Here is a 24074-nt window from a genome sequence, read left to right on the forward strand (position 1 = left end):
AGTGCTTGGTCGCGCGCGTGTTTGCGTGCGCCCTTGGCTACTTCGCAGGCGGTGTTACCGGCGGGTTGCGCAGGCCCAGGAGGACTGTGCTGCCCACTGCGACGCATCGATTGACGCTTTCGCAGCCAAAGCCCTTGACTCCTGGCTGGTCTCGGATGTCGCCGATCTTGTCGTAGGAGTAGCTCGCGAAATTGTCCACGGTTGACGTCACGATCGTCTGCTTGCCCTGCAGGCCGCCGATCATGCAGAAGCCGTTCACCGGGCAGGTGGCCGAGTTGTAGACCGGAAGCGATCCGACCGGGGTGTCAACCGGCAGAGTCATCTGCGTCCAGTTGTTCAAGTCGCCGGGTGTGGTCACCAGGACCGCGCCTGCGGCCCCTGCGGCGACACACTGCGCGCCGTCTGGGCTGCAGGCTATGGCATTGATGACCTGATCGGAGTCGGCGTTGGTGTAGTGCCACTGCCAATGCGGCAATCCTTGGGCGTCCTTGGTCATGGTGCCCATCAGGATGTTGTACTTGTCGGGCTCAAAGCAGGTCACCGGATCGGTCTTGCCGGCAAGGCAGGTGATGCTTGTTGGACGAACCTTCGGCATCTGATTGGAGCTCCACTCCGTGATGCCGCCGTCGAAGGTTGTGAAGACGACGGATTCCTTTGGCGAGACGCAGAGGGTGTCGGTGACGCAGCTGACGGCGTCGGCACCGGCCGCAGACTGCACAGGTCCGAATCGTGGACGGAACACGGTCATGTCGTCCGTTGCGAGAGTCTCGGTCTGTCCGAAGATCTGGCACGACAGGGAGGACTGGCAGCGAATCTCCTTCGTATTTAGCGCACCGCGATCTGCGATCGGCAGCGACCACAGGGTGCCGCCGGTGATCGAACGCCCGAGGTTCATCTCGCCGCCAGCGATGCAGGTCGGACTCAGGGTTGTGGTGCATACGGCCAGGTCGAACTTCGCCACTTCATTCACGCGATCGAAGTCAGCGCCGGAGTCGATGCTGGAGTACCAGGCTGCCATCTTCCCGACGCCGACGCAGAAGCTCGTGACGCAGGCCAGCGTGGCAATGCTCGGCTGCACGGGCCGCATGAGCCAGTAGTTGTTTGGCTGGCCAAGAGCAGTGGTCTGCAGCACATTGCCATCGCCATTGATGCCGACGCAGTAGTTCACTGCCGGGCAGGACACCGAGACGACCTTGGCCACAGGTGGCAGCGGGCTCCTGCGGAACTTCAGCGCAGTGCTCCACGTGGGGGAGTCATTGATCGTCAGGATCGTGTAGTCGCCCTGGCCGCCTGTGGCCACGCATCGGGAGGGGTTGTCGCAGGCCAAGGCTGCGAAATTCTGGTTGATGCCAATGGGAGTGGTCAGCAAGGTCACCGTGTTGCCATTGAGCATGGCACTGGACGGCAATTCATCGCCGCCAACTGCAACGCAGGCACTTGTGCTGGCGCAGGCCACCTTGCTGAAACCAGCGGTGCTTGCCGTGGCCGGGAGCGCAAGGCCAGCCCACGTACGGCCATCATCGGTTGATCGCCACACGCCACCGGCGTTGCCAACGACGTAGCAGTTGCGGTTGTCTGCTGTTGCCGCTTTGTCTGGTGAACAGGCGATTGCGGATCCGAACATCGTCTTGCGAGCGCCGACCGGTGGCAGTTGCGTCACTGCTGCCCACGTCACGCCGGCGTCAGTGCTGCGGTAGACCCATGAGCCGTAGGAGATCGTCGGACTCAGTGGCGCTGAAACGGCAAGACAACTGGTGTTCGAGCAGCTGACACCAACCAGATCAACAGGGTTGGCCGGATGTTCAGGATCCTTCTTCAAGTCAACAAAGGTCCACGCCAGTGGCACGGTCGCAGTGCCGGGGGAGCGCAGCACTGCTCCTCCTTGCCCAACAGCCACACACGTGCTGGGCTGCGAGCAGGCGACAGCCTTGAGCTCTGGACCGTAGTTCGTCCAACTCCAACCACTAGTGACCGGCACCGGCTTTGCGTTGAGTGCTTCGGCTGTGCCGATGAACGGAAGGAGTGCGATAACCAAGGCAATGCTGGCCAGCGCGGTGATTTTGCGAAGTGCGCTCTTGCGCTCGAGGATCGGTAACATGTCGAAGTGACCCGCTCCCTCGTAGGACGCGCAGTGCGGCCGCGCCGTTGGATTGTCGGGAGCATAGCGCTCATTTCGCTCGCATCTTCCTTTGTGCCAGCGCTACCAGCGGCGACTGCGCAAGCGACAGATCCACTTGTGCGCGTTGGCAACATCAACGTCACGCGAGGTGACGATGGAGCAGTCGTCACGGCTCGAGTGAACTGGAATGCAGATGGCGTCAGTCGATTCGGCATGACCAGAGGCGACTTGCGCCTGCTTGCTGTCAGCGAGCACGGCCATCTGCCGACTCTGCTCGGCAAGCAGAGTTTGGATATCTCCACCGCGCAGACGACGCCAGTGACGATCAAGGTCGGCAGGGAGCTCGTGGCAGCAATGCACAGAGGCAATCGGGTGGTGCTGACCGCGAGCCAGCATGCGCAGGGATCCACAGATGTTCGTTCCCCACGTACTTATGTGACCGTCGCCGAAGTGCAGCCCTTCGGATCGCCCCAGCCGAACATTGGCAGGCAGGACTGCTCCGCCATCCCCGTCGTTCCCGGGGCCATGCTGAAGAACTGCGATCTGGTGGGCGCCTACTTCGACAAGGCACTGGTGTCGATTCACGACGCTGAAAGCCATGACTGCACGGGCGTTGGCGAAGCCACCTGCATGATTCGAGCCGACCTCACTGGCGCGACCGGTGTCGGCGCGGATTTCAGCGGGGTCAGCATCGCCGGCGGCCGAATCAACGGCATGGATCTCAGCAAGGCCAAGCTCGACAATCTCTCGCTGGCAGGCACTGATGCTGTCGAAGTCGTGGCCGTGGGCGCGACCAGCGACGCCAAGGGTGAAGACTCGGGCGCCAACTTCTATCGCACCAGATTCACCGGCTCGGATCTGCGCAACACCGTGTTCCTTGGCATCTCCATCGAACGAGCGCGCCTGGATGGCACTGCTCTGCAAGGGGCCACCTGGCAGAGCATCGGCAGAGGCGCAAGCTTTCACCAGGCCAATCTGACCGGCGCCAAGTTCGGGGAGTCGAAGCTGGACTTCGCTGACTTCCAGGACGCGACCCTGACAGGCGCAAGCTTGCGCGACGATCAACTTCAGTGGACTGTCCTTTGCCGAACGGTGATGCCTTCCGGTTCGCAACTTGCTGCCTCTCGCGACTGCCGCACTGCAGTTGAGAGCAATCATCTGCCATTTCCCAGACCTGATCAGGGGCAGAGCGATCCGTACGTCACGATCGATCAGGACAGTCTCGTTGTCGATGACGACAGCAACACGGTGGCTGCGCGTATCAGCTGGGACAGTCAATACGCCGATGCCGGGATGGACACTGGAGATCTGCGTCTGATTGCCGTCGATGGCACCAGCGGTGTGGCCACCGTGCTTGACAAGCAGACGTTCAACGGGATTGGCAAGACCACCCAGTACACCGTCACGATCAAGGACGCCAGGCTCCGCGCGGCCATGACCAAGGGCAACCGTGTCGTGCTGACCGCGACCCAACATGAGCCGCCCTCCCCGACAGCTGCCAAATCACGACGCAGCTTTGTCACCGTCGACGTACTGCAAAAAGGCCCAGGCCTGGGACAGGTGGGCAAATACGACTGCTCGCGCGTTGCCTTGACCGCTGACTCTGTCGACGCCCTGGACTACTGCGATCTATCTGGCGCGATGCTGGACCTTGCTGCGCTGAACGGACGCTTCATGCGCATGGTTGACCTCTCCGGCGCGACCATGCGCCGCAGTTCAATCGCAGCGCTGACCTGGGACGGTGCACATCTGGGCAGCCTGGATGCAGCTGGCGCGTACTTCGCCAACATCGGGATGTTCAACGCGTGGGCACCGAAGCTGGACCTGAGCGGCGGCTTTCTCAATGGCAGCAAAATGTGGGCTCGCAATCTCGACGGTGCCGACTTCAGCAACGCGAAGATCAGTGACAGCCCATTTACTGCAGCGTCTTTGCGGGGAGCGGTCTTCACCAAGGCCACGTTCATCCACCAGGACATGGCCTACGCCGATCTACTGAATGCGAAATTGGATTTCGTCGATGCCACTCAACTCAATCCTTCACTTTTCCTGGCCAACCTGGTTGGTGCGGACATGACCAAGTCAATCTGGATCGGAGACGAGAGCGGCCAGAATCCGTGGCAGTGGGCGACTCTGTGCAGCACGACGCTGCCAGATGCCAAGTACGGCACCAGCGGCGACCGCGATTGCCCGCGTTAATGCCATAGGAGGCGTGCAGACATGACAGTCGTTCATCGCGGTCACATCTTTCACATCGCCGGTCCGGCTTTGGTGACGAATGCAGCGGTGCACCTTGAGCATTTCTCCGATGGTGCGCTGGTCGTTGACGAGCATGGGGTGATCGCCTGGTGCGGCTCGTTCTCGGTGTTGCCCGCTGAGTTTGCAGGGGCTGCGGTCGAGCATCACCGAGACTGCTTCCTGCTGCCGGGTTTCATCGACACGCACATGCACTTTCCGCAGGTGTGGAGCGCGGATTCCTACGGTGGCGGGCAATTGCTCGAGTGGCTCAATGAGTGCATCTTCCCTGCAGAGTCTCGGCTGGAGGATCCGCAGTTCGCGCATCGTGCAGCTGTTGAGTGGTGCGATCGGATGATCACCGCTGGCACCACGATGGGGTTGATCTTCGGCTCGGCATTTCCGCATGCGCAGGATTCGCTGTTCTCGGTGGCTCGGGAACGTGGATTGCGCCTGGTGAGTGGCCGCGGAATTCAGACTGTGGGGCCTTCATCGGCCGCAAAGCTGATGGTCAGTGAGCAGGAAGCCATCTCGCTGACTCGTGCTGAGATTGAGAAATGGCATCCGCTGGATGACGAAGAGCGCAAGCACGCGCTGCAGTTCGTCGCGGTGGTACCGCGATTCAGTTTGTCGGTGACGCGCGAGACTCTGCTCAATCTGGGGGAGCTGTATGAGGAGTACCGCGATCGCGGCGTCTACTTCACCTCGCACCTCAATGAGAATGCTCGGCCGGGCGATGGTGAGGTCGACGCGGTCAAGTCCTTCTATGAAGTCGACAGCTACCTCGATACCTATGACGGCAAGTGGCTGCCTGGCTCGCGGGTGGGTGGCAAGAGCTTTCTTGGCCGGCGCAGCGTGCTGGCGCATGCCGTGCACTGTCAGGACTCTGAACTCAGCCGCATGGCTGAGACGGGCACGTCAATCTCGCACTGTCCGGTGTCGCAACTGTTCCTGGGTTCAGGAACGATGCCGTGGACGCGGACTGTTGCCTCGGGAGTGAACATTGCGATGGGAAGTGACATCGGCGGCGGCGACGAATGGTTCATGCCGCAGATCCTGAATGCGGCCTTCAAGCAGCACATTTCAGAGCGGTCCATCGTCGGCGTCGATCCGGCACCCGCAATGGACGAATCAGTCTCTCTCCACCCGGCCGAGCTGCTGTTCGCCGGCACTCTTGCCGGTGCTCGAGCACTCGACATGGAAGATCGCATCGGCAACTTCGATGTCGGCAAGGAAGCCGACTTCGTCGTGCTGGATCCGTCGGCCTGGGACATGTTCGACCAGACTTTGAAAAACCGTTCGCGTCAGCCCGATGAGACGCGAGACCGAGATGCTCTGTTGTTCACGCTCTTGATGCTGGCTCGTGAGCAGTCACTGACGCAGACCTACGTGCGCGGTCGCAAGTTAGAGACCTCGACTGGTCGTTGATCGGCTTGGTGCTAGCAGAAGTACATGTCCTGATTGCCGAGCAGGCCTTTGCCCAGGGTCTTGCTGAGCGGGCCAACTGTTGCCACGGTCGGTGACGCCCAGGCGATCGGGAATGCAGTTGGCTTGTTGTCCATGCCGGCCATCTTGCGCTTGATCACCGTGACGCGAATGATGGCGTGGCTGTCCTGAGTTCCAGCCCAGCAGGCAGTCGCCAACTTGCGATGAGTGGCTTGCCGCACGCTGATGTTCGTGCTCACTGCTGTTCGGCCGCCGAGCACGATGTTGGTCACGCCATCGGTCAGCCCTTCCCACGGCGCACTCACGGTGAATGAAGAGCCAGAGGTGTAGGCAGTTGGCAGGGCGAGAGTGGCGATGCCGGCCTTCACCAAGGTCTTTGGGCCATTCCAATCATCGGGCTTGCTCGGGGTGATGGTGCTGGCTGGCTCATTGCTCAATCCGCGTTGAACGCCGATCGTGCAACCTTCGCAACCCTTCACGACCAAAGTGACAGTCGTTGTGGGTTGTGCTGTCGGTGAACTGCTTGGTGAACTCGTCGCTGCTTGACTGATGTTGATGCCAAGGATGGCGGTCACGGCAATCGTTGCGGTCAGTATGAATCCGGAGCGAGCGCGCATAAGTGAATCCCGATCGTTTGCTTGAGGGTGGATGTTGGGCCTGCTTAGGCGTTGTCGAGGAAGAAGGCGGCAACGACTGGAACAAGGGCAAGCAGTGGGAATAGTGCGATGGCGATAAGCAATTTGCCACCCCAGGACTTGTGACGGGTCAGCGCCCAGACGACCCAGGCGACGGGAATCACCAGGAGGGCGAGAGCCTCGAAGCCCCACATGCCGTAGAAGATGAACCAGCCCCAGAGCTCGAGATCTGGTCCGGAATCGAACAAGAAGACCGTTGCGATGGCGGGCCAAGCACCCAACACAAAAGCCACGGGCCAGATGGCAGAGATGAGTATCGGCGCGAGCGGTCCGCGCGCAGGAGCTATCTCGGTCATGCCCGAACCCTAGTGAATCTTCGGCTTGAAACTTGACTGTCGCGAGACTGTGGCGAGTGATTGCCTAACCTGCCATGCTGTGCCCTCAGTCGAAATCAGACCATTGAAAGGAACCAACGCATGAGCGATCAAACGCCACCGCCATCGGAGGAGCCGGAGTCTGTTCCGACCCCTGAGCCCGTGGTCTACACCCCAGCATCTGATCAGCCTGTTGCCTACACGCCGGCACCACCTGTTGCCGTGCCTACTACTGGAAATTCCAACGGCATGGGTGTTACTGCACTGATCTTCGGAATCGCGCAGTTCTTCTGCATCCCGTTCATCGGTGGCATCCTTGCCATCGTCTTTGGTCGCATCGGTATCAACAAGGCCAAGCGCGGTGAAGCCACCAATGGTGGTATGGCCAAGGCTGGCTTCTGGCTTGGCATCGTCGGCTTGGTGCTCTCGGTCATCGGTGGCGTCGTCGCCACCATTGCGATCGTCGTCGCTATCTCTGTGTTGAACACCAACACCAGCGCCGACGTCAACTCCAAGACAGGTATGGCAGATGGCGAGTACGCGATCCAGCATGTGGACGCGAACTACTCGCTCAATGACCGCTGCGGTTTCACTGGTGATGCCATAGATGTGAGCGGCGCAGTAATCAAGGAAGGCGTGACGGTCTCGGGTTCGGGCCTGACTCAGTGCTCGGCTTTCCCGATGGGCGTTATCGGAGTTCGCTTCGATGTGGTCAACGGCGTGGCTGACATCCTCGAAGTCGCGTAAAGGGACAGCGGGGGTGGTCGGGCCGATTGGCCCGACCACCCTTGTCGCATTTATGGGGGAGTAGCGGGTTTTGATCCCGCAATCTTTTGGGATCTCAATAGAATATTCTGCCAAAGAATACCATTCTGCATTGCAAGAATGCTATTCTTTGGTTATGGGACAGGTTGATGTAGCGCAGGCATTTGATCTGGCGACTACTGAGCGCTGGGAGCATCGATGAGCTATCTGGATCAACTCTTTGATCTGACGGGCAAAGTTGTCGTCATCACCGGCGGCAGTCGCGGCCTTGGTCGCGAGATGAGTTTCGGTTGCGCGCAAGCCGGCGCCAATGTCGTCATCGCCTCGCGCAATCTGGAAACCTGCGAGGCCGTTGCCAAAGAGGTCACCGAACTCACTGGATGCGAGGCAATGGCCTATGGCTTGCACGTAGGTCGTTGGGATCAGCACGAAGCCTTCACTGATGCCGTCTATTCGCGTTTTGGCAAAGTTGACTGCCTGATCAATAACGCCGGCATGTCACCGATCTACGACAAGAACTCCGACGTATCCGAGGCGATGTTCGACAGCGTGGTGAATCTGAACTTCAAGGGACCGTTCCGACTCACCGCGTTGATGGGGGAGCGGATGGCCGCGGCCGGTTCCGGTTCGATCATCAACGTGTCATCCACGGGTTCGCTTCGACCAGGCCCACACATCATCCCGTACGCAGGGGCGAAGGCAGCCTTGAACGCGATGACAGAGGGCTTCGCCAAGACCTTCGGGCCCTACGTCCGCGTGAACACCTTGATGCCGGGGCCTTTTCTCTCAGATGTGTCCAAGGCCTGGGATGTCCCACAGACAACCGCGGGCCTGCAGAACACGCAGGCACTGCAACGCATCGGTAATCCAGTCGAGGTCGTCGGCTTGGCGATCTATCTGGCGTCCGATGCCTCAAGTTTCACCACAAGCGCCACCATCCGCTGCGACGGCGGACTTTACTGAATCACTGATCTACCCACCACAGCTTTCGATCTCAACCTTAGGAGCGCACGATGGCAATTGATTTCCGCGTAGAGCCCGAGTTCCAGGAGCTCCTGGATTGGACTCGCGAATTCGTCAAGACCAAGATCAAGCCCATTGATCTGGTCTGGCCGCACGATGTCTACAAGGACATGACCCCTGAGCAGGCGGCAATCATCAACCCGCTCAAGGAAGAAGTGCGTGCCAAGAAGCTGTGGGCCTGCCACCTCGGGCCAGAGCTCGGTGGTCAGGGATACGGACAGCTCAAGCTCGCGTTGATGAACGAGATCCTGGGCACCACCCGTTGGGGACCTCGTGTCTTTGGCACGCAGGCACCAGACACCGGCAACGCCGAGATCATCGCCCACTTCGGTACCGCTTGGCAGAAGGAGGCCTACCTCGAGCCACTGCTAGAGGGCGGCATCGTCTCGTGCTACTCGATGACTGAGCCTCAGGGTGGTGCCGACCCAGGCGTGTTCACCACGAATGCGCATAAGGAAGGCGATGAGTGGGTCATCAATGGCCGCAAGATCTGGTCGTCCAATGCACGTTGGGCAACCTTCTTCATCGTCATGGTCGTCACCGATCCCAATGCGCCACTCACCTCGCGCTTCTCGATGTTCCTGCTGCCTCGCGATACACCGGGCATCACCATCGAGCACAACTTCAGTGTTGCCGGCGAAGGTCCAGATGATGCTTCTGAGGCTCTGGTCAGCTACGAGAACGTGCGCGTCAACGACGACGCAATGCTCGGTGGCGTTGGCGAGGCCTTCAAGGTCGCGCAGATTCGCTTGGGCGGCGGCCGCGTGCACCACGCGATGCGCACGATCGGCAACTGCCAGGAGTTCCTGGACATGATGGCTGAGCGCGCGCTTTCGCGTTCAACCAAGGGCACTCTGCTTTCTGAGAAAGAGTCCGTGCAAGCGATGCTGGCCGATTCGTACATCGATCTGCAGCAACTGCGACTGTTCGTGCTCTACACCGCGTGGCAGATCGACGAGTATCAGGATTACTACCGCGTTCGCAAGGACATCGCCGCGATCAAGGTGCAGTGCGCTCGGGTCTACGAGCGCATCGCCACTCGTGCCCTGCATCTGCACGGTGCCATCGGTTCGTCCACGGCGCTGCCGTTTGCTGGTGCGCTGCTTGGTGCGCAGATCATGGCGCTGGTCGATGGCCCAACCGAGGTGCACTTGGCAACTGTGGCAAAGCAGTTGCTGCGCAATTACAAGCCGACCGCGAGCATGTGGCCGACCTACCTCATCCCGAACATCACGGCCGATGCCGAACTGCAGTTGCTCGGCAAGGAACTCACCGCTCGCGTTCCGGAGTAACGCTCTTGTCGGGTGTTCGTTGCCCGATTGCTAGTCCGAGTTTGGAATTGCTCGTGGAGCCGGGGGTGCTGATTTAGCGCCCTCGGCTTCACGCGAAATGAAGGCAGTGAGCTCAGCGATTGTGGTCATGATGGGGGAGGGGAACACCACGGTGGTGTTCTTGTCCACGCCGATTTCAACAAGGCTCTGAAGGTTGCGCAGCTGGAGTGCCAAGGGGTGCTGCATCATCATGTCGGAGGCCTCACCCAGTGCTGCTGCCGCAAGCGCCTCGCCTTGTGCGGCGATGATCTTGGCGCGCTTCTCACGTTCGGCCTCGGCCTCGCGGGCCATGGCGCGTTTCATGCCCTCGGGCAGTTGAATGTCCTTTAGCTCCACCAGCGTCACTTCCACGCCCCAGGCAACGGTGGTGATGTCGAGGATCTCGCGGATGTCGACATTGATCTTGTCGGTCTCTGAGAGTGTCTGATCCAGGGTGTGTTGACCGACCACCTTGCGCAATGTGGTCTGGGCGATCTGGTTGATTGCTGAGGCAACATTCTCGATCGCGACAACCGATCGCTCGGCATCAACAACCTTGAAGTACGCGACAGCTGACACATCGACACTGACATTGTCACGGGTGATGATCCCCTGCGACTGGATAGGCATGGTGACCACTCGCATCGAGATTCGGTGCATGTCATCGATGACCGGGATGATCAGCCGCAATCCCGGTTGCCGAATCCCGATCACCTTGCCAAGGCGGAACAGCACCCCTTGCTCATATTGCTGGACGACTTTGATCGACATCGCCAGCAGAATCAGTAGGACGACGGCAACTGCGATCAAAATGATGAGTGCAACCCACGACATGGCCTTAACTCCTGAACCCCTCAATGATGCAAGGCGTCTACTGGCGTCTTGCTCTTTGACGGTAGACCTGTGATCGGATCGGCGCTAGCGGAATCGCCCATAGCTCGGGTCAGGTAAATCTTCGATTAGGGCAGGCTTTGCGTGCGCGAGAAGCGGTCAGAGTTCCTCCGTGGGCGAAATTGGCTCCGCAATCTGTGTGCGACACTTGAAGAGTTCGAAGAAGGACTTGCCGATAGGTGAAGCGGAAAACGAACGCTCCTCTATCTGTAGGCAGACTATGAATACCTTTTCGAATACTCCTGTTCGTTGTTTCGCGTGACTACGACTGTCGCAATAAAGCCAGTACCATTAGCGTCTCCCGACGAACAAAAAAATCGCCCAGGATGGGTCGCGAACACGATCCTGGCGATCTTTGTTGCCGTTCCATTGGCCGCACTCCTAGGTGCCTTGCCGCTGGCGATCGTCATCGGCTGGGTATCAGTCGTCGACATCATCATGTTGGTATCGCTGTATTACATCGGCGTGCATGGCATCACCATCGGCTATCACCGCCTGTTCACCCACAATGCATTTCGGACCGGATCTTTCATGCGCGCATTTCTTGCCGTCGCGGGAAGTGTTGCTGTTGAAGGCCGTGTCGTGGACTGGGTCGCTGACCATCGCAAGCACCACCAGTTCTCCGATAAGGCGGGCGATCCGCATTCACCTTGGGCATATGGCACCGGAGTGCGCCAGCTCATTCGCGGCTTCCTGCACGCCCATGTCGGATGGCTGTTCACCTACTCCGGGACCGACGCGCGCAAATACGCACCTGACCTTGTTGAAGACCGCGCGCTGGTGCGCATCAGTCAACTCTGGCCGCTGATTGCCGTCATCACTTTTGTATTGCCTGTCGCCATTGGCTTTGCCCTTGACGGTTGGTGGGGCGCACTACGCGCGTTCTTCTGGGCCGGGCTCGTGCGAGTAGCCCTCGTGCATCACATGACTTGGTCGATCAACTCGATCACGCACATCCTTGGCAAGAAGCCATTCGCCAGCCGGGACAAGTCAGGCAACATCGGCTGGATCGCGGTTGTCGGCTGCGGCGAGAACTATCACAATTACCACCACGCCGACCCGAGCAGTGCTCGCCACGGTGTGCTGCGCGGTCAACTCGACAGCAGTGCGCGCATCATCAAGATGCTCGAAGGTGTGGGGCTGGTGACTGACGCGAAGTGGCCAAGCAAGGCACGCATAGCGAAACTTCGCGTGAAGAACTCAGCCTGATCTAGGTATGCGGTTACCGGCCTTATTTGAGGCCTTCTGATCGTTCGTGGATTGAGCGTTATTGATCGACGTCCATATCGAGGGTGAGATGACGCATGTAGCCACGGGCATGGCGGCGGGCATCCTCTGGGCGCATCTTCCAGGTTGCCGCCCAATCGCCACCGGGTTGGCCAGTGGCATTGACGACATAGGCCGCAATTCCTGCTTCAGCTGTCTTGGGCCAACCATCGTTCACCAGAATCTGCTCCATCCCGTCAAGGATGCGTCCCAAGCGGCGAACGGTCGTATCCACCTCGAAGCGCTTGATCACCTGGGCGTAGGTCATTGGTCGATCGCCACCAGAGAAGGCATCTGTCTTCACATAGTCCAAGAACGGGCCCTTCAACTGAAGCGCTAATTCGTGCTCATTTGCTGTGTGGGTGAGCTTGGGATTCATTGTGCAGATCTGACAAGTGCCGCCTGTAGCGATTGGGTCCATACCTGCGAATGTAACGCCAAGGCTAATTCGGCGGTAGGTGCGTAGGTAATTGCATGCTCGTGACTCGATTTTGACGGCGGTTTGCCCGAGGCCTGAAGTATCAAGAAAAGTGTTGAAGTGAGTGCCAGTCTCCACATAAATATGAGGGCTTTTCCCTTTTTCGGCCGTCTCTCAGTACGCATTCTTGTGCCATTGGAGCAGTTTGCGAGCTAAATGACTACGAGTAAGTAGCTGGCCGAGTGTGACGAAGCCACCACAAGCCGACGAACGGCAACACCAGCGGAATGAAGCCGTAGCCACTGCCGAAGCTGGACCACACGGTGGCCTTGGGAAAATCTGAAGGCACGAGCAGGCTGATCAATCCGATGGTCAGCACGCCGGCTAGCTCGATGCCGATGGCGATCGTTGCCACGGTGCGGGAAGTCTGATCTGCGCGGGCCAGGGCGATCGTTGCCACGACGTAGATCAGCGCAGCGAACGCCGATAGCGTGAATGCCACTGGCGCTGAGGCAAACTCCGTAGCGATCTGCACCGCAGCTCTGGAGCTTGCGGCAAGGGCGAAGAGCGCGTAGACCACGATCAGGATTCGGCCGAATCCCTTGTTGACTGCAGGTTGCTTGCCGGGCGCTTGATCAGCCAAGGGGCCCTGCCCACACCTGTTGGACGCGCAGGACGAGCACAGGCATCACGAGGTACACGGTGCACATGATCCCTGCTCCGATACGCGGCGTGTCACCGCGAGCCCACCACAGGGCGACAGGTGGGATCACCAGCATGCCCAGCAGGTAACCAATGAACTCGGCCTGCGGAACAGGGTGCCCGCTGGAGAGCATCTGCGAGATGCCGCCGATGGTGAAGATCAACTGCAACAGTTCGGCAAGGAGCATGGCGCCAAGAAGCACGCGTGTGAAGTTCGTCTTCATGATGGCGTGCACGATCGTCCAAGCAGCAAGGGTCAGATAGACCCCGATGAGGATGTTCGCGTAGAGGCCGGTCACACCGTCGATCCTTGCCTAGGTATTGCTATGCCTTCGTCCTGCCTCGCCGGTAGCGCCGGTCTAGGGATGCTTCAAAGTGAAATTTCAATAGGCGTGGTGTTGTCAGTTGCATCGATGCATGTGCCGAATCGGCACGAAGGTTGTGGATCTAGCCCTTGACTACCAACTGGTCGAGCAGATGTGCAGTGGCGTGGGCAACGGCGGCAACAGCTTCGTCGAAGGCCTCGCGGTTGTGCGCCGCCGGTTGCCGGAAGCCGCTGATCTTGCGCACGTATTGCAGTGCAGCAGCTTCGACGTCAGTTGGACCGACATCCTCGGTGAATGGTGGGCGGAGGGTCTTGATGCTTCGACACATGGAAGAAGGCTAAGCCCGACTTGCGTCGGACCTAGCCTTCTTGCGGTGCTGAATTGCTTGTGCGCTGAATATTTAGGCGACGATGCGTGCAGCACGCAGTTCCGCGATGCGTGCCGCATCCAAGCCGACGATGTCACGCAGGATGTCATCGGTGTCAGCACCGAAGTCTGGAGCGGCTGCTCCTGGTCCGGCGTTCTCATCGAACATCACTGGCGGCATGACCACAGCTGGCGTGCCCGGCTCGTTGGTGGGGATCCGCACCATGCCGTTGGCCTGAGCCTGTGGGTCCTCGTACATCTCCGCTGCGTTCTGCACTGGAGCCCACACGCCCTTGGACGGCAGCAAGATGACCTTCCACTCGGCAAGGGTCTTGGTCGCGAAGATCTCGTCCATGGCCGCCATGAGTGCGGGCGAGTTCGCCATTCTGTTGGCCGTGGAGTCAAAGCGCGGGTCGGTGATGAACTCCTCGTGGCCTACGAGCCGGGCCAGATCCTCGAACTCGTCCTGGTGATCGCCGAGGAAGGACATGTAGATGAATCGTCCGTCACCGGTCTTGTAGTTGGTGCCTGACCACAGGCTGAGGCTGCGGTCGACGAAGGACCCGAACATGCTCGCGCCCTCGGTGAAGCCAGAGCTGATGATTGCTGGGGCGTTGAACCAGGCCGCAGTGCCCATGAGCGATGAATCGACCACTGGGGCCTCACCTGTGCGCTCGCGCTTGAGCAGGGCAGCACAGATGCCACCTGCAAGGACTAGCCCGGACATGCCGTCGCCGTGACCGACCATGCTTGGGGGATTCTGCGTGTTCGTGACCTGCATCGCTGCGGCGCTGAGCGAACCGCGCGACCACCAGCTGGCAGCGTCGTAGCCACCGCGCATGTTCTCTGGACCAAGAGGGCCTGCGCCTGTTCCCTTTGCGTAGATGAGCTTGGGGTTGATCTTCTTGAGGTCATCGACATCAAAGCCGAGCTTCTTGCGGGTCTTGGGCAGGAAACTGGTCAAGAACACATCGGAGTTCTTCACCAATTCGTAGAGAGTCTCGCGTCCTTCATCGGTTGCCAGGTTGAGCGCGAGGGAGCGCTTGCCGCGGTTGTAGTGCTTGAACATCCACGCCGCTCCACCTGGCTCGAGAGATCCGCCTGCGAACAGGCGCATCGGGTCCGGGGAGTTGGGGTTCTCAATGTGGATGACATCGGCACCCCATTCGGCCAGCACCCGTGCCGCTGATGGGCAAAAGGCCCACATGGTCAGATCAAGAACGCGAAAACCATCAAGCATGCCGCTCATCGATACTCCGTTTCAATTGCCCGTGGCGTGGTGGACTCGGGCGCTTCCGTGAATGTTTTGACAACCTAAGCAGGGTTACTGGCAACGTCAACGGGAATCTCGAAACTGCCTCGTTTCTGCGTTCTGGTGCGCACACATCGGTCATACTTCTGCTACTCCGCATAGCCACGTGGCGTGCGAGCCATCTGCTGGGGAGTAGGCGCACTTCGTGACGACTGACGGCAGAACCGTTCATGGTTGGAAGCGCAATAACTATGCCGCCACCTTGGCCGTGGCCCTGGTGGCCACCACCTTCTCCTTCACCGCTCCCTTTCTTCCCCTGTACCTCCAGCAACTGTCAGGTCTCACGGGACCAGAGGCGGCGATGTGGGCAGGCATCGCCACTGGGCTCGGTGGTTTCTTCATGTTTGTCGCAGGGCCGATCTGGGGAGCACTCGGGGATCGTTATGGCCGCAAGGCAATGCTCGTGCGCGCCTGTTTCGGTGGTGCTGTCGGACTGCTGCTGATTGGGCTTGCCACTTCGGTGTGGCAGATCGTGATGATCCGCGCATTCATTGGCTTCATGGCTGGTGCTGGACCTGCGGGCATGGCCTTGGTATCTGCCTCTACGCCGCCCGATCAGATATCGCGGTATCTGGGTCGCTTCCAAGGTGGGGTGATGGCCGGCACCGGCGCTGGACCAGTGATTGCTTCTGTGCTGATCGCGATCTGGAGTTACAAGACCACCTTCATCATCGGTGGCGTGCTGATGTTCTCCGGAACTGTCGTGGCAATGCTCATGATCAAGGAACCCGCGCGTGCGCCCATCGTCGCATCGCTCGATGGGGTACCGAAGGCATCCGGCTTCAAGTCGATCATGGCCTCACCAATTGCGCGTTCGGCTTTGATCTTGGTGCTGCTTCTGGGTCTAGCCGCTCCGATGATTCAACCGATCCTTCCCACGTTTGTGGTGTCGATGCTTCCGGCGGATGCAAATAACACCGCGATCATCGGCTGGCTGTTCTTTGCCATTGCGGTGAGCATGGCGATTGGCGCGGTCTACTCCGGTCGGATCCTGTCGCGCATTGCGCATACTCGAGTACTTCTGTGGTCCACGATCGGGATTGCCGCATTCCTGATTCCGATGATTTTCGTGCAGAACATCGCAGTATTTGCGCTTCTGCTCATTGGGATGTCGCTGTTTGCCGGAATGCTCGCCACAGGGAGCGCCTCTTTGCTGCCAACTTTGGTGTCTGCTGCTGCACTCAGCGCGATCTTCGGGCTGTACCAAAGCGTGCAGGCACTTTCAGGCCAGATCGCCCCGGCTTTCGGAGGCGTCATCGCAGCACACCTCGGCTACTCGTGGGTATTCGCAATCGCGGCCGCGACACTGCTGTTTCTTGGTCTGCCGATGTACCACTACTTCAAGAAGGTCGTGCGCACGCATGGCAACGACCCTTTGATCGTCGAAAGCCCGGTACAGGCCCACTGATCTGTGGATCGGATGCACCGGGCTCTCAAGTTCGCGTGGAGTTACGGTTTTCGCTACTCCCAAACGGGCGTGCGACCTCCGGCATAGCGTTCGCCGAATGAACCGTTCGGCAGAATCTCAAGAATTGCGGTGAGATCTGCAGCGCTGAGGTCAACATTGGCAGCACCGACATTCTCCTCAAGGCGCTTTGGACTCTTGGTGCCAGGGATCGGCACGATGTCCTGGCCCTGAGCAAGCAGCCATGCGATGGCCAGTTGCGCAACAGTGCAGCCCTTGCTGGCTGCGAGCTTCTTCAACTGATCAACGGCATTCATGTTGGCGTCGAAGTCCTCACCCTTCCAACGTGGGTCGTGCCGACGCATGTCGTCTTCGGCGTACTGATCGGCTGGCTTGACGCCTGCTGTCAGGAACCCTCGTCCCAGTGGGGAATAGGGCACGAAGCCGATGCCAAGTTCTCGAGTCATCGGCAGCACTGCTGCTTCGACATCGCGTTCGAAGACCGAGTATTCGGTCTGAAGCACCGAAACTGGCTGCACCGCATGCGCACGCTTGATGGTCTGCGGTCCGGCTTCGCTGAGGCCGAAGTAGCGGACCTTGCCGGCGTCGATGAGCTCTTTCACCGCACCAGCCACGTCCTCAATAGGCACCTCCGGATCGACGCGGTGTTGATACAGCACGTCGATGTAGTCGGTGTTGAGATAGCGCAGGCTGTTCTCGGCGACCTGCCGGATGTTCTCCGGGCGGCTGTTGACTCCACGCATCTGGCCATCAACGAAGTTGAAGCCGAATTTCGTGCAGAGCACCACCTGATCGCGGAATCCGGCCACGGCTTTTCCGAGCAGGATTTCGTTGGATCCGGTACCGCGGCCATAGAGTTCAGCGGTGTCGTAGAAATCGACGCCGAGTTCGAAGGCACGATGAATCGTTGCGATGCTTTCGGTTTCATCGCTAGGGCCATAGGCCATGGTCATGCCCATGGTGCCCAGCCCGATCGCATTGGCCTTGAGCCCTTGGGTGCCAAGGATGCGTTGCTCCATGTGTGCTGCTCCTGTTCGTTATCTGTCTAGGCCAGGCTGCGGCGGCGGCCGGCTGGGGTCATTGCCGGCAGCGCCCAGCCTGAGTACATCCCGTCCAGGATTTCCCCTGGCGCCACGATCTGGTCAATGCGATCGAGCACCTCCTGGCTCAACTGGATCTCGTCTGCACCGAGCTGAGTGACCAGCTGTTCCATCGTGCGTGGACCGATGATTGCTGAGGTCACGCCCGGATGCTCAAGCACGAAAGCAATCGCAAGTTGCGGCAAGGTGATGCCTACTTCAGCTGCAAGCTTGCCGAGGGCGTCAGCTGCGATGAGCTTGGCTCGGTTTTCCGGAAGTGCTGGATCCAGGTCTCCGGTCGATTTGCGAATGCCGGCACTGGTTGAGTCGGTGGAGCCTTCGAGGCGGTAGCGACCGCTGAGCCAGCCACTAGCGAGCGGGCTCCAGGTCAATGTGCCCATGCCGTACTTCTGGGCGGTGGGCAGGACGTCCTTCTCAATGGCGCGAACGAAGATCGAGTATGGGGGCTGCTCGGCGACCACGCGATTGAGGTTCTTGCGATCTGCCAACCACTGGCCCTCGACGATCTCGGTTGCGGGGTAGGTCGAGGTGCCGATGTAGCGGATCTTGCCTTGGTGCACGAGGTCATCCAGAGCGCGAAGAGTCTCTTCAAAATCGGTGCCTGGCTCGGGGCGGTGCACCTGGTAGAGATCGATCCAGTCGGTCTGCAGGCGCTTGAGGGATGCCTCGACCTCCTTGATGATCCAGCGTCGCGAGTTGCCGCGCTGCAAGAGATCGGTGCGGTGCATCGGATTGTGGAATTTGGTGGCCAGCACCACGTCATCGCGCTTGCCGATCAGTGCCTTGCCGACAATGGTTTCTGATTCGCCGAAGGAGTACATGTCAGCGGTGTCGATGAAGTTGATGCCACCGTCCAGTGCCTTGTGGATGATCGAGACGCAAGTGTCGTGATCGGGCTCGCCCCAACGGCCGAACATCATTGTGCCCAGGCAAAGCGGTGAGACATAGACGCCGGTGGCGCCAAGTGCACGTGTAGTCATGTGGTGGTACCTCTCATAGTTGGTGAATCGTGCGAAACATTGAAGTGCGAGCGTTGATGACGAACAGCTAGTGGACTGGCGTTAGATGGCAACAATCAGTTTGACTCCAGGGCCGTCGACCTGACGTTGCCACTCGAGTTCGATGTCATCGAAGGAGACGACTTCGTGCTCGATGACGAACTCACCCGATGCTGTGAGCCTTGCCATTGTGGTGAAGGCCTTTGTCTTGACCTCACTTGGCGTAGTCATGTTCGAGTAGCCGTGGAAGGTCTTTCCGATGAGTGATCGGGAGGGCAATGGAGCAAGACCGCCAGCCATTCCGCCGACCGTCACGGTGCGAGCGCCATCCTTGGCGCTTCGCAGCGCAGCTGCGAATGGGGCACCGTAGATCGCGTCAAAGATGACGTCCGAACCACCGTTGGTGGCGTCCTTGATCGCGGCGGCATCGTTCTCGCCGTCAAGCACGACGTATGCGTCGGCGCCACGAGTCAGCAGTCGCTTGAGCAAGGCTTCATTTCTTCCGACTGCCACGATGCGCCCAGCACCGAGATAGCTGGCTGCTTTGACCGCAGCTTGTCCGACGGCGCCGGTTGCGCCGAGCACCACCACGGTCTCACCCTTTTGCAATGCGACTGTCGTCTCCATTGGCACCCAGCCAGCTAGGCCGGCAATGCCCAGCGGAACCGCTGAAGTTGGATCCAGATCCGCCGGCAGCGCGATGAGATCTGCCTCCTTCGCGATGGTCCATTCAGCCAAGGTTCCATTGGGCTGCACGGCGCGCTCGATGTAGTAGGCCCGATCGTTCAGCGAGACCGCGCCTTCAAGGCCGAGCACCCGCGGATGCGGTCCGCGGTCATTGGCCGCTATGGAGAGCAGAGTGTCGACCGGATTGAGTCCGGCGGCAACGACTGTGACCAGGATTTCACCGGGCTCTACAGGTGTGGGAGTCGGGAGTTCGACTACAGATGGAGTCGCGCCCAGCTCGCCAAGTTGGAAGGCTTTCATGGCTGTCCTTTAGCTATTGGAAACCAACGACGGGATGCGGCTTGTATGGAGCCTCGAGGGACGCGATGTCCTCCGGGCTCAACTTCACCTTGAGTGACTCCACGGCATCGGTGAGGTGATGCTCTTTGGTGACACCGACGATTGGTGCGACGACTCCTGGCTTGGACAGCACCCACGCAAGTGCGACTTGCGCCCGCGGAACACCATGCCTTTCGGCGACTTCGGCAACACGCTCGACGATGACCTGATCTTCATCGAGATACAGACTCTTGCCGAACTCGTCGGTCTCGCTTCTGGCGCTGGTAGTCGACCAGTCTCGCGTCAAGCGGCCGCGCGCTAGCGGGCTCCACGGGATCACGCCGACTCCTTGATCAGCACACAGCGGGAGCATCTCGCGCTCCTCTTCACGCTGCAGCAGGTTGTAGTGATTTTGCATTGACGTGAAGCGAGTCAGGTGATGCACATCTGCGAGGTACTGCGCCTTGGAGAACTGCCAGGCCCACATTGATGATGCGCCGATGTAGAGGGCCTTGCCGGACTTCACGACATCGTGCAGCGCCTCCATCGTCTCTTCGATCGGCGTTCGGTGATCGAAGCGGTGGATTTGGTAGAGATCGACGTAGTCGGTGCCAAGGCGCTTCAAGCTCGCATCGATCTCGGTCATGATCGACTTGCGCGAAAGGCCTTGGGCGTTCGCGCCCTTGCGCATTGGCCCGTTGACCTTGGTCGCGATGACGACTTCTTCGCGTGGGATGTAATCGGCCAGGGCGCGGCCCAGGATTTCCTCGCTGGTGCCGTCTGAGTAGACGTTGGCCGTGTCAAAGAAATTGATGCCGAGCTCGAGGGCCTGCTTGATGAGCGGGCGGCTGGCTTCCTCGTTCAGACTCCACTGGTGTGTGCCTCGATCTGGGACACCGAAACTCATGGCGCCAAGAGCGATGCGGGAGACGGACAGACCGGAGCGACCAAGTTTGGCGAATTGCACGGTAGGCAGGACCCTTCATTTGTGGTGACTCGAAAGTAGTCGCTGTCAACATCACGAGTCAACCTTGATTGCTCGCCGGTACAGTGAGCGCGTGTCCAGCGCCGCTACGCCCTATCACCACGGTGATCTGCGCAGCGCGCTGCTCGATGCCGCAGAGGAGTCGCTGCGTGAGGGCGGGGCTGCCGACATCTCCCTTCGCGGTCTGGCGCGCGAACTCGGCGTCAGCCACGCTGCACCACGTCGGCATTTTGCCGACAAGCAGGAGTTGCTCGATGCGGTAGCCGAGGTCGGCTGGAGTCGAGTCGACCAGGAATTGCGGCTGGCCGACGAGACAGTGGCCGGCGAGGATCTTCAGGCCCACTTGATCGCGCGCGGCATCCGCTATGCGCGCTTCGCCATCGCAAATCCAGCGCTCATTGAATTGATGTTCGCCTACAAGACTTCTGGACGTCGACCACCCACGCCTAAGGGAATGATCGGGCCGAGCTCGATTGACCTGCTCATCGATGCGCGACGCAAAGGCGATCTCGCGGTTTCTTCGGGTCAATTGGCGCGTTCGGTGTGGGCGCAGTTGCAGGGCATCGCCGCCTTGGCGATCGGTGGCTTCATTCCTGATGTCGATCTCGATGATGCAGTCGCTGAGGGCATCGAGCGACTGATGGTCAATACCGCAAGCAAGCTCAGTTAACTTGCGAACAAGGCCTGCAGCTGAGTCAAACTTTCCTGCATCTGATCCTGGTTAGAACGTGGGAAGAAGGCCATCATCCTTGGGTCTGTCACATCGGCCCAGTCATAGTTCAAGCCGACTTCGCAAGAGTTGTCGTCGATCGCGGTGACGTCGTATCCCCACCAATGACCAGCTGCTGGGCGGCCGCCGGAAGAGGGAAGCCATGAGATCTCCTCATTGGGTTTCAGCGCCCGAACATGATTGCGGACGACATAGTCGCCTACTCGTTCGTTGTACATGTTCATCTCGAAGGTCTGGCCCTCAGCTGTCAGTGGGGCGGTGTCGATTGAGTCGCGGACGGCGCCCGAACCATCGAAATCTCGGTGGCGGGTGGGGTCTGCCAGGACGGCGAACACCAGTTCGGCGCTCGCTGGGATCACGCATGAGACGCGATAGTGGACGACAGTCTCTTCAGTCATGCTGATCCAATCGTGGTGTGGGGTGACGTGGTGTGACGTTAAGGTAGCGCAAATCCATTGTGCACAACTTAATTTTCAGACAATACGCTTTGGGCGAAAACAGACAAGAGGAATTCCGTTGTGCACGATGGAATGTGCAAATGCAAACTTGTCGCAAGTTCTAAGTAGGTCCTCGCGTTTAGACTTTGCTCGGCGAACTGAACCACAGATATCGGTATCGCTCTATCCAGACAAGGCGATCGTTGGCGCCGCAACGGCTTGAGTTTGCAACTTGAAAGCAGTTGCGGCACCAGTTATGCAGAGCTACCAGGCGTAAGCCTCCGGCGCGGTTCCACCTGGTCCCGGAAAGAGCAGGTCGAGCTCCTTCATCGCATCGGCATCGAGCTTGATGTCGAGTGCGCGAAGCGAGCCATCGAGTTGCGCAAGAGTGCGTGGCCCGATGATCGGTGCCGTCACTGCTGGGTTATGGAGCAACCAGGCAAGCGCGGTGTCAGCTGGGTCCTCGTCACGCTTGGCGCAGAAATCCTCCCAAGCCTGAATCTGCGGACGCAGTGCTTCGAGTCGTTCGTTGGTGCGCTGCACCTTGCTGCGGCCCACGTCGCCGGATTCGAGCTTCTTGATGATGCCGCCGAGCAATCCACCCTGCAGTGGTGACCAGGGGATGACGCCGAGCCCATAGAACTGCGAGGCCGGGAGCACCTCGAGTTCAACCGTGCGCTCGAGCAGGTTGTAGATCGATTGCTCGCTGGCCAGACCAAGGAAGTTGCGACGACGAGCAGCCTCTTGTGCTTGGGCGATGTGCCAGCCAGCAAAGTTCGATGAGCCGACGTAGATGATCTTGCCTTGATTGCGCAGCACCTCCATCGCTTCCCAAATTTCATCCCATGGAGTGCGGCGATCAACGTGATGCATTTGGTAAATGTCGATGTAGTCAGTTTGCATGCGCTTCAACGAGGCATCGCACGCGCGCCGGATGTTCAATGCCGAGAGCTTGCCGTCATTGGGCCAGTCGCTGAACGAAGCGTAGAGCTTGGTTGCGATGACGGTCTTCTCGCGACGTCCGCCACCGGTGGCGAACCAGTTGCCGAGGATCGTTTCGGTTCCGCCCATGTTGCCCGGACCGCCATAGGCATTGGCCGTGTCGAAGAAGTTGATGCCGAGCGAGTGGGCGTGATCCATGATTTCGAAGGAGTCCGGCTCGCTGGTCTCAGGACCGAAGTTCATGGTGCCAAGGCAGAGCTTGCTGACGCTCAGACCTGTGTGGCCCAGATGGGTGTACTTCATTGCGCTCCTCGATTTTCTGGTGGTGAATTGCATGGGATGCGATAAGAGTTCGTCATGTTGACACTATCAACATGCTCAGGCCGAGAGGCTCGAGTTCGAATAATGAGTGCGGTGGGCTACAACAGTTCGGTCGCAAGAACGATGTGGGTAACGCAAGCTCAAAGAGATGTGGCGATTGCCGAGCGTGCCTTGTCTCGCAGACCAATCGCTGCGCGGCGGTTCAAGCCTTGAGTGTCGATGGGCTCGTGGATAACCAGTCGTACCAATCCGCTGTGAATCGCATTGCTGCCGGGAGCCCATACTTCCCGGGTTCCAATGACCGTGATCGGCAGAATTGGCACACCGTGCTCGATGGCAAGAACAAAGGCGCCGATGTGAAACTGATTCAAGCCGCCGTCGTGTGAAGTCTGTCCTTCCGGGTACACCAACACGCTGGCTCCGTCCGTCAGCGCGAGGCTCACCCCGCGCATGATCATCCCGCTGTCAGGGTTTTCTCGGTCGACCTCGATAATGCCAATTCTTCGCAGGGCACCGCTCATCCCCGGAAGGTCGAACAGCTCTCGCATCGCTAGGAAGCGGAGGGGGAGCCTCAGCCCGGCAAGATGCGCCATTGGGTCCAGGTTCGATTGATGATTCGACACGACCACATAACGATGTCCGGCCACGACATGCTCTTGACCATCCACTTGGAGTCTTACTCCCGCCGGGACCAACCAGGCGCGTGCCCAAGTGCGCAAGATCGGCTCGAGCAAGTGCGATTTGCGAGTGCCGGCTCGAACTCCCAAGGTGGCGATGATGGCGCCGGCGGTAGCCACCGCACCCGATGCAAACATCGGGACGGTTCGTAGAGTCCAATGCTCACGAATCTCCGACCCCCGAGCAGACAAGCTCCGCCTACTCATCGGGGCCCTCCTCCCAAGTGGATTACATCCATGCCGACCGCCGTCTGCGCCCGCTCACCTT

At 59.5% G+C, this 24074-nt stretch carries 24 protein-coding genes; 8 read left to right on the plus strand and 16 right to left on the minus strand.

Translation table 11 applies throughout. From position 1 onward, the window contains the following. Positions 1-37: 37 nt before the first annotated feature. Positions 38-2098, minus strand: a complete 2061-nt coding sequence (locus Q7L55_00245; GenBank protein ID MDO8730998.1) for a hypothetical protein — start codon at positions 2096-2098, stop codon at positions 38-40. Between the two features lie 6 nt (positions 2099-2104). Between Q7L55_00245 and Q7L55_00250 the strand changes: the two genes are divergently transcribed. Together Q7L55_00250 and Q7L55_00255 are read left to right on the plus strand one after the other, a co-directional pair. Then, positions 2105-4315 carry a pentapeptide repeat-containing protein gene (locus Q7L55_00250; GenBank protein ID MDO8730999.1) on the plus strand — a complete coding sequence of 737 codons (2211 nt, stop codon included), beginning with the start codon at positions 2105-2107 and terminating at the stop codon, positions 4313-4315. 21 nt (positions 4316-4336) lie between these two features. Continuing rightward, a complete protein-coding gene (locus Q7L55_00255) occupies positions 4337-5779 on the plus strand; it encodes a guanine deaminase (protein ID MDO8731000.1) in 1443 nt (480 codons plus the stop codon). Positions 5780-5790: 11 nt separating this feature from the next. On the opposite strand, the gene Q7L55_00260 is transcribed toward Q7L55_00255, so the two are convergent. Both Q7L55_00260 and Q7L55_00265 read right to left on the minus strand, forming a co-directional pair. Further along, complete coding sequence (locus Q7L55_00260) at positions 5791-6414, minus strand: hypothetical protein (GenBank protein ID MDO8731001.1); 624 nt, start codon at positions 6412-6414, stop codon at positions 5791-5793. 44 nt (positions 6415-6458) lie between these two features. After that, positions 6459-6788, minus strand: coding sequence for a hypothetical protein (locus tag Q7L55_00265; protein MDO8731002.1), 330 nt, complete (start codon positions 6786-6788; stop codon positions 6459-6461). Positions 6789-6908: 120 nt separating this feature from the next. Between Q7L55_00265 and Q7L55_00270 the strand changes: the two genes are divergently transcribed. The 3 genes from Q7L55_00270 (at position 6909) to Q7L55_00280 (ending at position 9886) form a co-directional block, all read left to right on the plus strand. Further along, positions 6909-7553 (plus strand): DUF4190 domain-containing protein, encoded by a 645-nt coding sequence (locus tag Q7L55_00270; protein MDO8731003.1) that lies wholly within the window; start codon positions 6909-6911, stop codon positions 7551-7553. A 216-nt stretch (positions 7554-7769) separates the two neighbouring features. Next, complete coding sequence (locus Q7L55_00275; protein ID MDO8731004.1) at positions 7770-8534, plus strand: SDR family NAD(P)-dependent oxidoreductase; 765 nt, start codon at positions 7770-7772, stop codon at positions 8532-8534. A 50-nt stretch (positions 8535-8584) separates the two neighbouring features. Further along, positions 8585-9886 carry an acyl-CoA dehydrogenase family protein gene (locus Q7L55_00280; GenBank protein ID MDO8731005.1) on the plus strand — a complete coding sequence of 434 codons (1302 nt, stop codon included), beginning with the start codon at positions 8585-8587 and terminating at the stop codon, positions 9884-9886. A gap of 30 nt (positions 9887-9916) precedes the next feature. Here Q7L55_00280 and Q7L55_00285 read toward each other — a convergent pair whose 3' ends face one another. After that, positions 9917-10738 carry a slipin family protein gene (locus Q7L55_00285; GenBank protein ID MDO8731006.1) on the minus strand — a complete coding sequence of 274 codons (822 nt, stop codon included), beginning with the start codon at positions 10736-10738 and terminating at the stop codon, positions 9917-9919. A gap of 315 nt (positions 10739-11053) precedes the next feature. Between Q7L55_00285 and Q7L55_00290 the strand changes: the two genes are divergently transcribed. Beyond that, complete coding sequence (locus tag Q7L55_00290; protein ID MDO8731007.1) at positions 11054-12004, plus strand: fatty acid desaturase; 951 nt, start codon at positions 11054-11056, stop codon at positions 12002-12004. A gap of 58 nt (positions 12005-12062) precedes the next feature. Here the strand turns inward: Q7L55_00290 and Q7L55_00295 are convergent, their stop codons facing one another. The 5 genes from Q7L55_00295 to Q7L55_00315 form a co-directional block, all read right to left on the minus strand. Further along, a complete protein-coding gene (locus Q7L55_00295) occupies positions 12063-12482 on the minus strand; it encodes a hypothetical protein (protein MDO8731008.1) in 420 nt (139 codons plus the stop codon). Between the two features lie 217 nt (positions 12483-12699). Next, positions 12700-13122 carry a hypothetical protein gene (locus Q7L55_00300; GenBank protein ID MDO8731009.1) on the minus strand — a complete coding sequence of 141 codons (423 nt, stop codon included), beginning with the start codon at positions 13120-13122 and terminating at the stop codon, positions 12700-12702. Further along, positions 13115-13480, minus strand: a complete 366-nt coding sequence (locus tag Q7L55_00305; GenBank protein ID MDO8731010.1) for a hypothetical protein — start codon at positions 13478-13480, stop codon at positions 13115-13117. Before Q7L55_00305 ends, Q7L55_00300 begins: the two co-directional genes overlap by 8 nt. Positions 13481-13628: 148 nt before the next feature. Next, positions 13629-13835 (minus strand): DUF2277 domain-containing protein, encoded by a 207-nt coding sequence (locus tag Q7L55_00310; protein ID MDO8731011.1) that lies wholly within the window; start codon positions 13833-13835, stop codon positions 13629-13631. A 72-nt stretch (positions 13836-13907) separates the two neighbouring features. Beyond that, entirely contained in the window at positions 13908-15122 is a 1215-nt protein-coding gene (locus tag Q7L55_00315) for a CoA transferase (protein MDO8731012.1), read from the minus strand. A 208-nt stretch (positions 15123-15330) separates the two neighbouring features. On the opposite strand from Q7L55_00315, the gene Q7L55_00320 reads away from it, so the two are divergent. Beyond that, positions 15331-16593, plus strand: a complete 1263-nt coding sequence (locus Q7L55_00320; protein MDO8731013.1) for an MFS transporter — start codon at positions 15331-15333, stop codon at positions 16591-16593. A 53-nt stretch (positions 16594-16646) separates the two neighbouring features. On the opposite strand, the gene Q7L55_00325 is transcribed toward Q7L55_00320, so the two are convergent. From Q7L55_00325 to Q7L55_00340, 4 genes are all read right to left on the minus strand, one after another. Then, the gene (locus tag Q7L55_00325) at positions 16647-17630 is read right to left on the minus strand and encodes an aldo/keto reductase (GenBank protein MDO8731014.1); all 984 of its coding nucleotides are present in this window, start codon (positions 17628-17630) and stop codon (positions 16647-16649) included. A gap of 26 nt (positions 17631-17656) precedes the next feature. Next, on the minus strand, positions 17657-18691 hold the full coding sequence (locus Q7L55_00330; protein ID MDO8731015.1) for an aldo/keto reductase: 1035 nt from the start codon (positions 18689-18691) through the stop codon (positions 17657-17659). 81 nt (positions 18692-18772) lie between these two features. Continuing rightward, entirely contained in the window at positions 18773-19696 is a 924-nt protein-coding gene (locus Q7L55_00335) for a zinc-binding alcohol dehydrogenase family protein (GenBank protein ID MDO8731016.1), read from the minus strand. 13 nt (positions 19697-19709) lie between these two features. After that, positions 19710-20681, minus strand: coding sequence for an aldo/keto reductase (locus Q7L55_00340; protein ID MDO8731017.1), 972 nt, complete (start codon positions 20679-20681; stop codon positions 19710-19712). Between the two features lie 91 nt (positions 20682-20772). On the opposite strand from Q7L55_00340, the gene Q7L55_00345 reads away from it, so the two are divergent. Further along, the gene (locus tag Q7L55_00345) at positions 20773-21369 is read left to right on the plus strand and encodes a TetR/AcrR family transcriptional regulator (GenBank protein MDO8731018.1); all 597 of its coding nucleotides are present in this window, start codon (positions 20773-20775) and stop codon (positions 21367-21369) included. Here the strand turns inward: Q7L55_00345 and Q7L55_00350 are convergent. The 3 genes from Q7L55_00350 to Q7L55_00360 all read right to left on the minus strand — a co-directional run bounded on the left by Q7L55_00350 (position 21366) and on the right by Q7L55_00360 (position 24013). Continuing rightward, positions 21366-21827, minus strand: a complete 462-nt coding sequence (locus tag Q7L55_00350; GenBank protein MDO8731019.1) for an SRPBCC family protein — start codon at positions 21825-21827, stop codon at positions 21366-21368. The two genes, Q7L55_00345 and Q7L55_00350, sit on opposite strands and share 4 nt — an antisense overlap. A gap of 303 nt (positions 21828-22130) precedes the next feature. Next, positions 22131-23111, minus strand: a complete 981-nt coding sequence (locus tag Q7L55_00355; GenBank protein ID MDO8731020.1) for an aldo/keto reductase — start codon at positions 23109-23111, stop codon at positions 22131-22133. A gap of 158 nt (positions 23112-23269) precedes the next feature. After that, entirely contained in the window at positions 23270-24013 is a 744-nt protein-coding gene (locus Q7L55_00360) for a lysophospholipid acyltransferase family protein (protein ID MDO8731021.1), read from the minus strand. Between the last annotated feature and the right edge of the window lie 61 nt (positions 24014-24074).

Source organism: Actinomycetota bacterium (genome assembly GCA_030650795.1).
In the GTDB taxonomy this organism is placed as follows: Bacteria; Actinomycetota; Actinomycetes; order S36-B12; family S36-B12; genus UBA11398.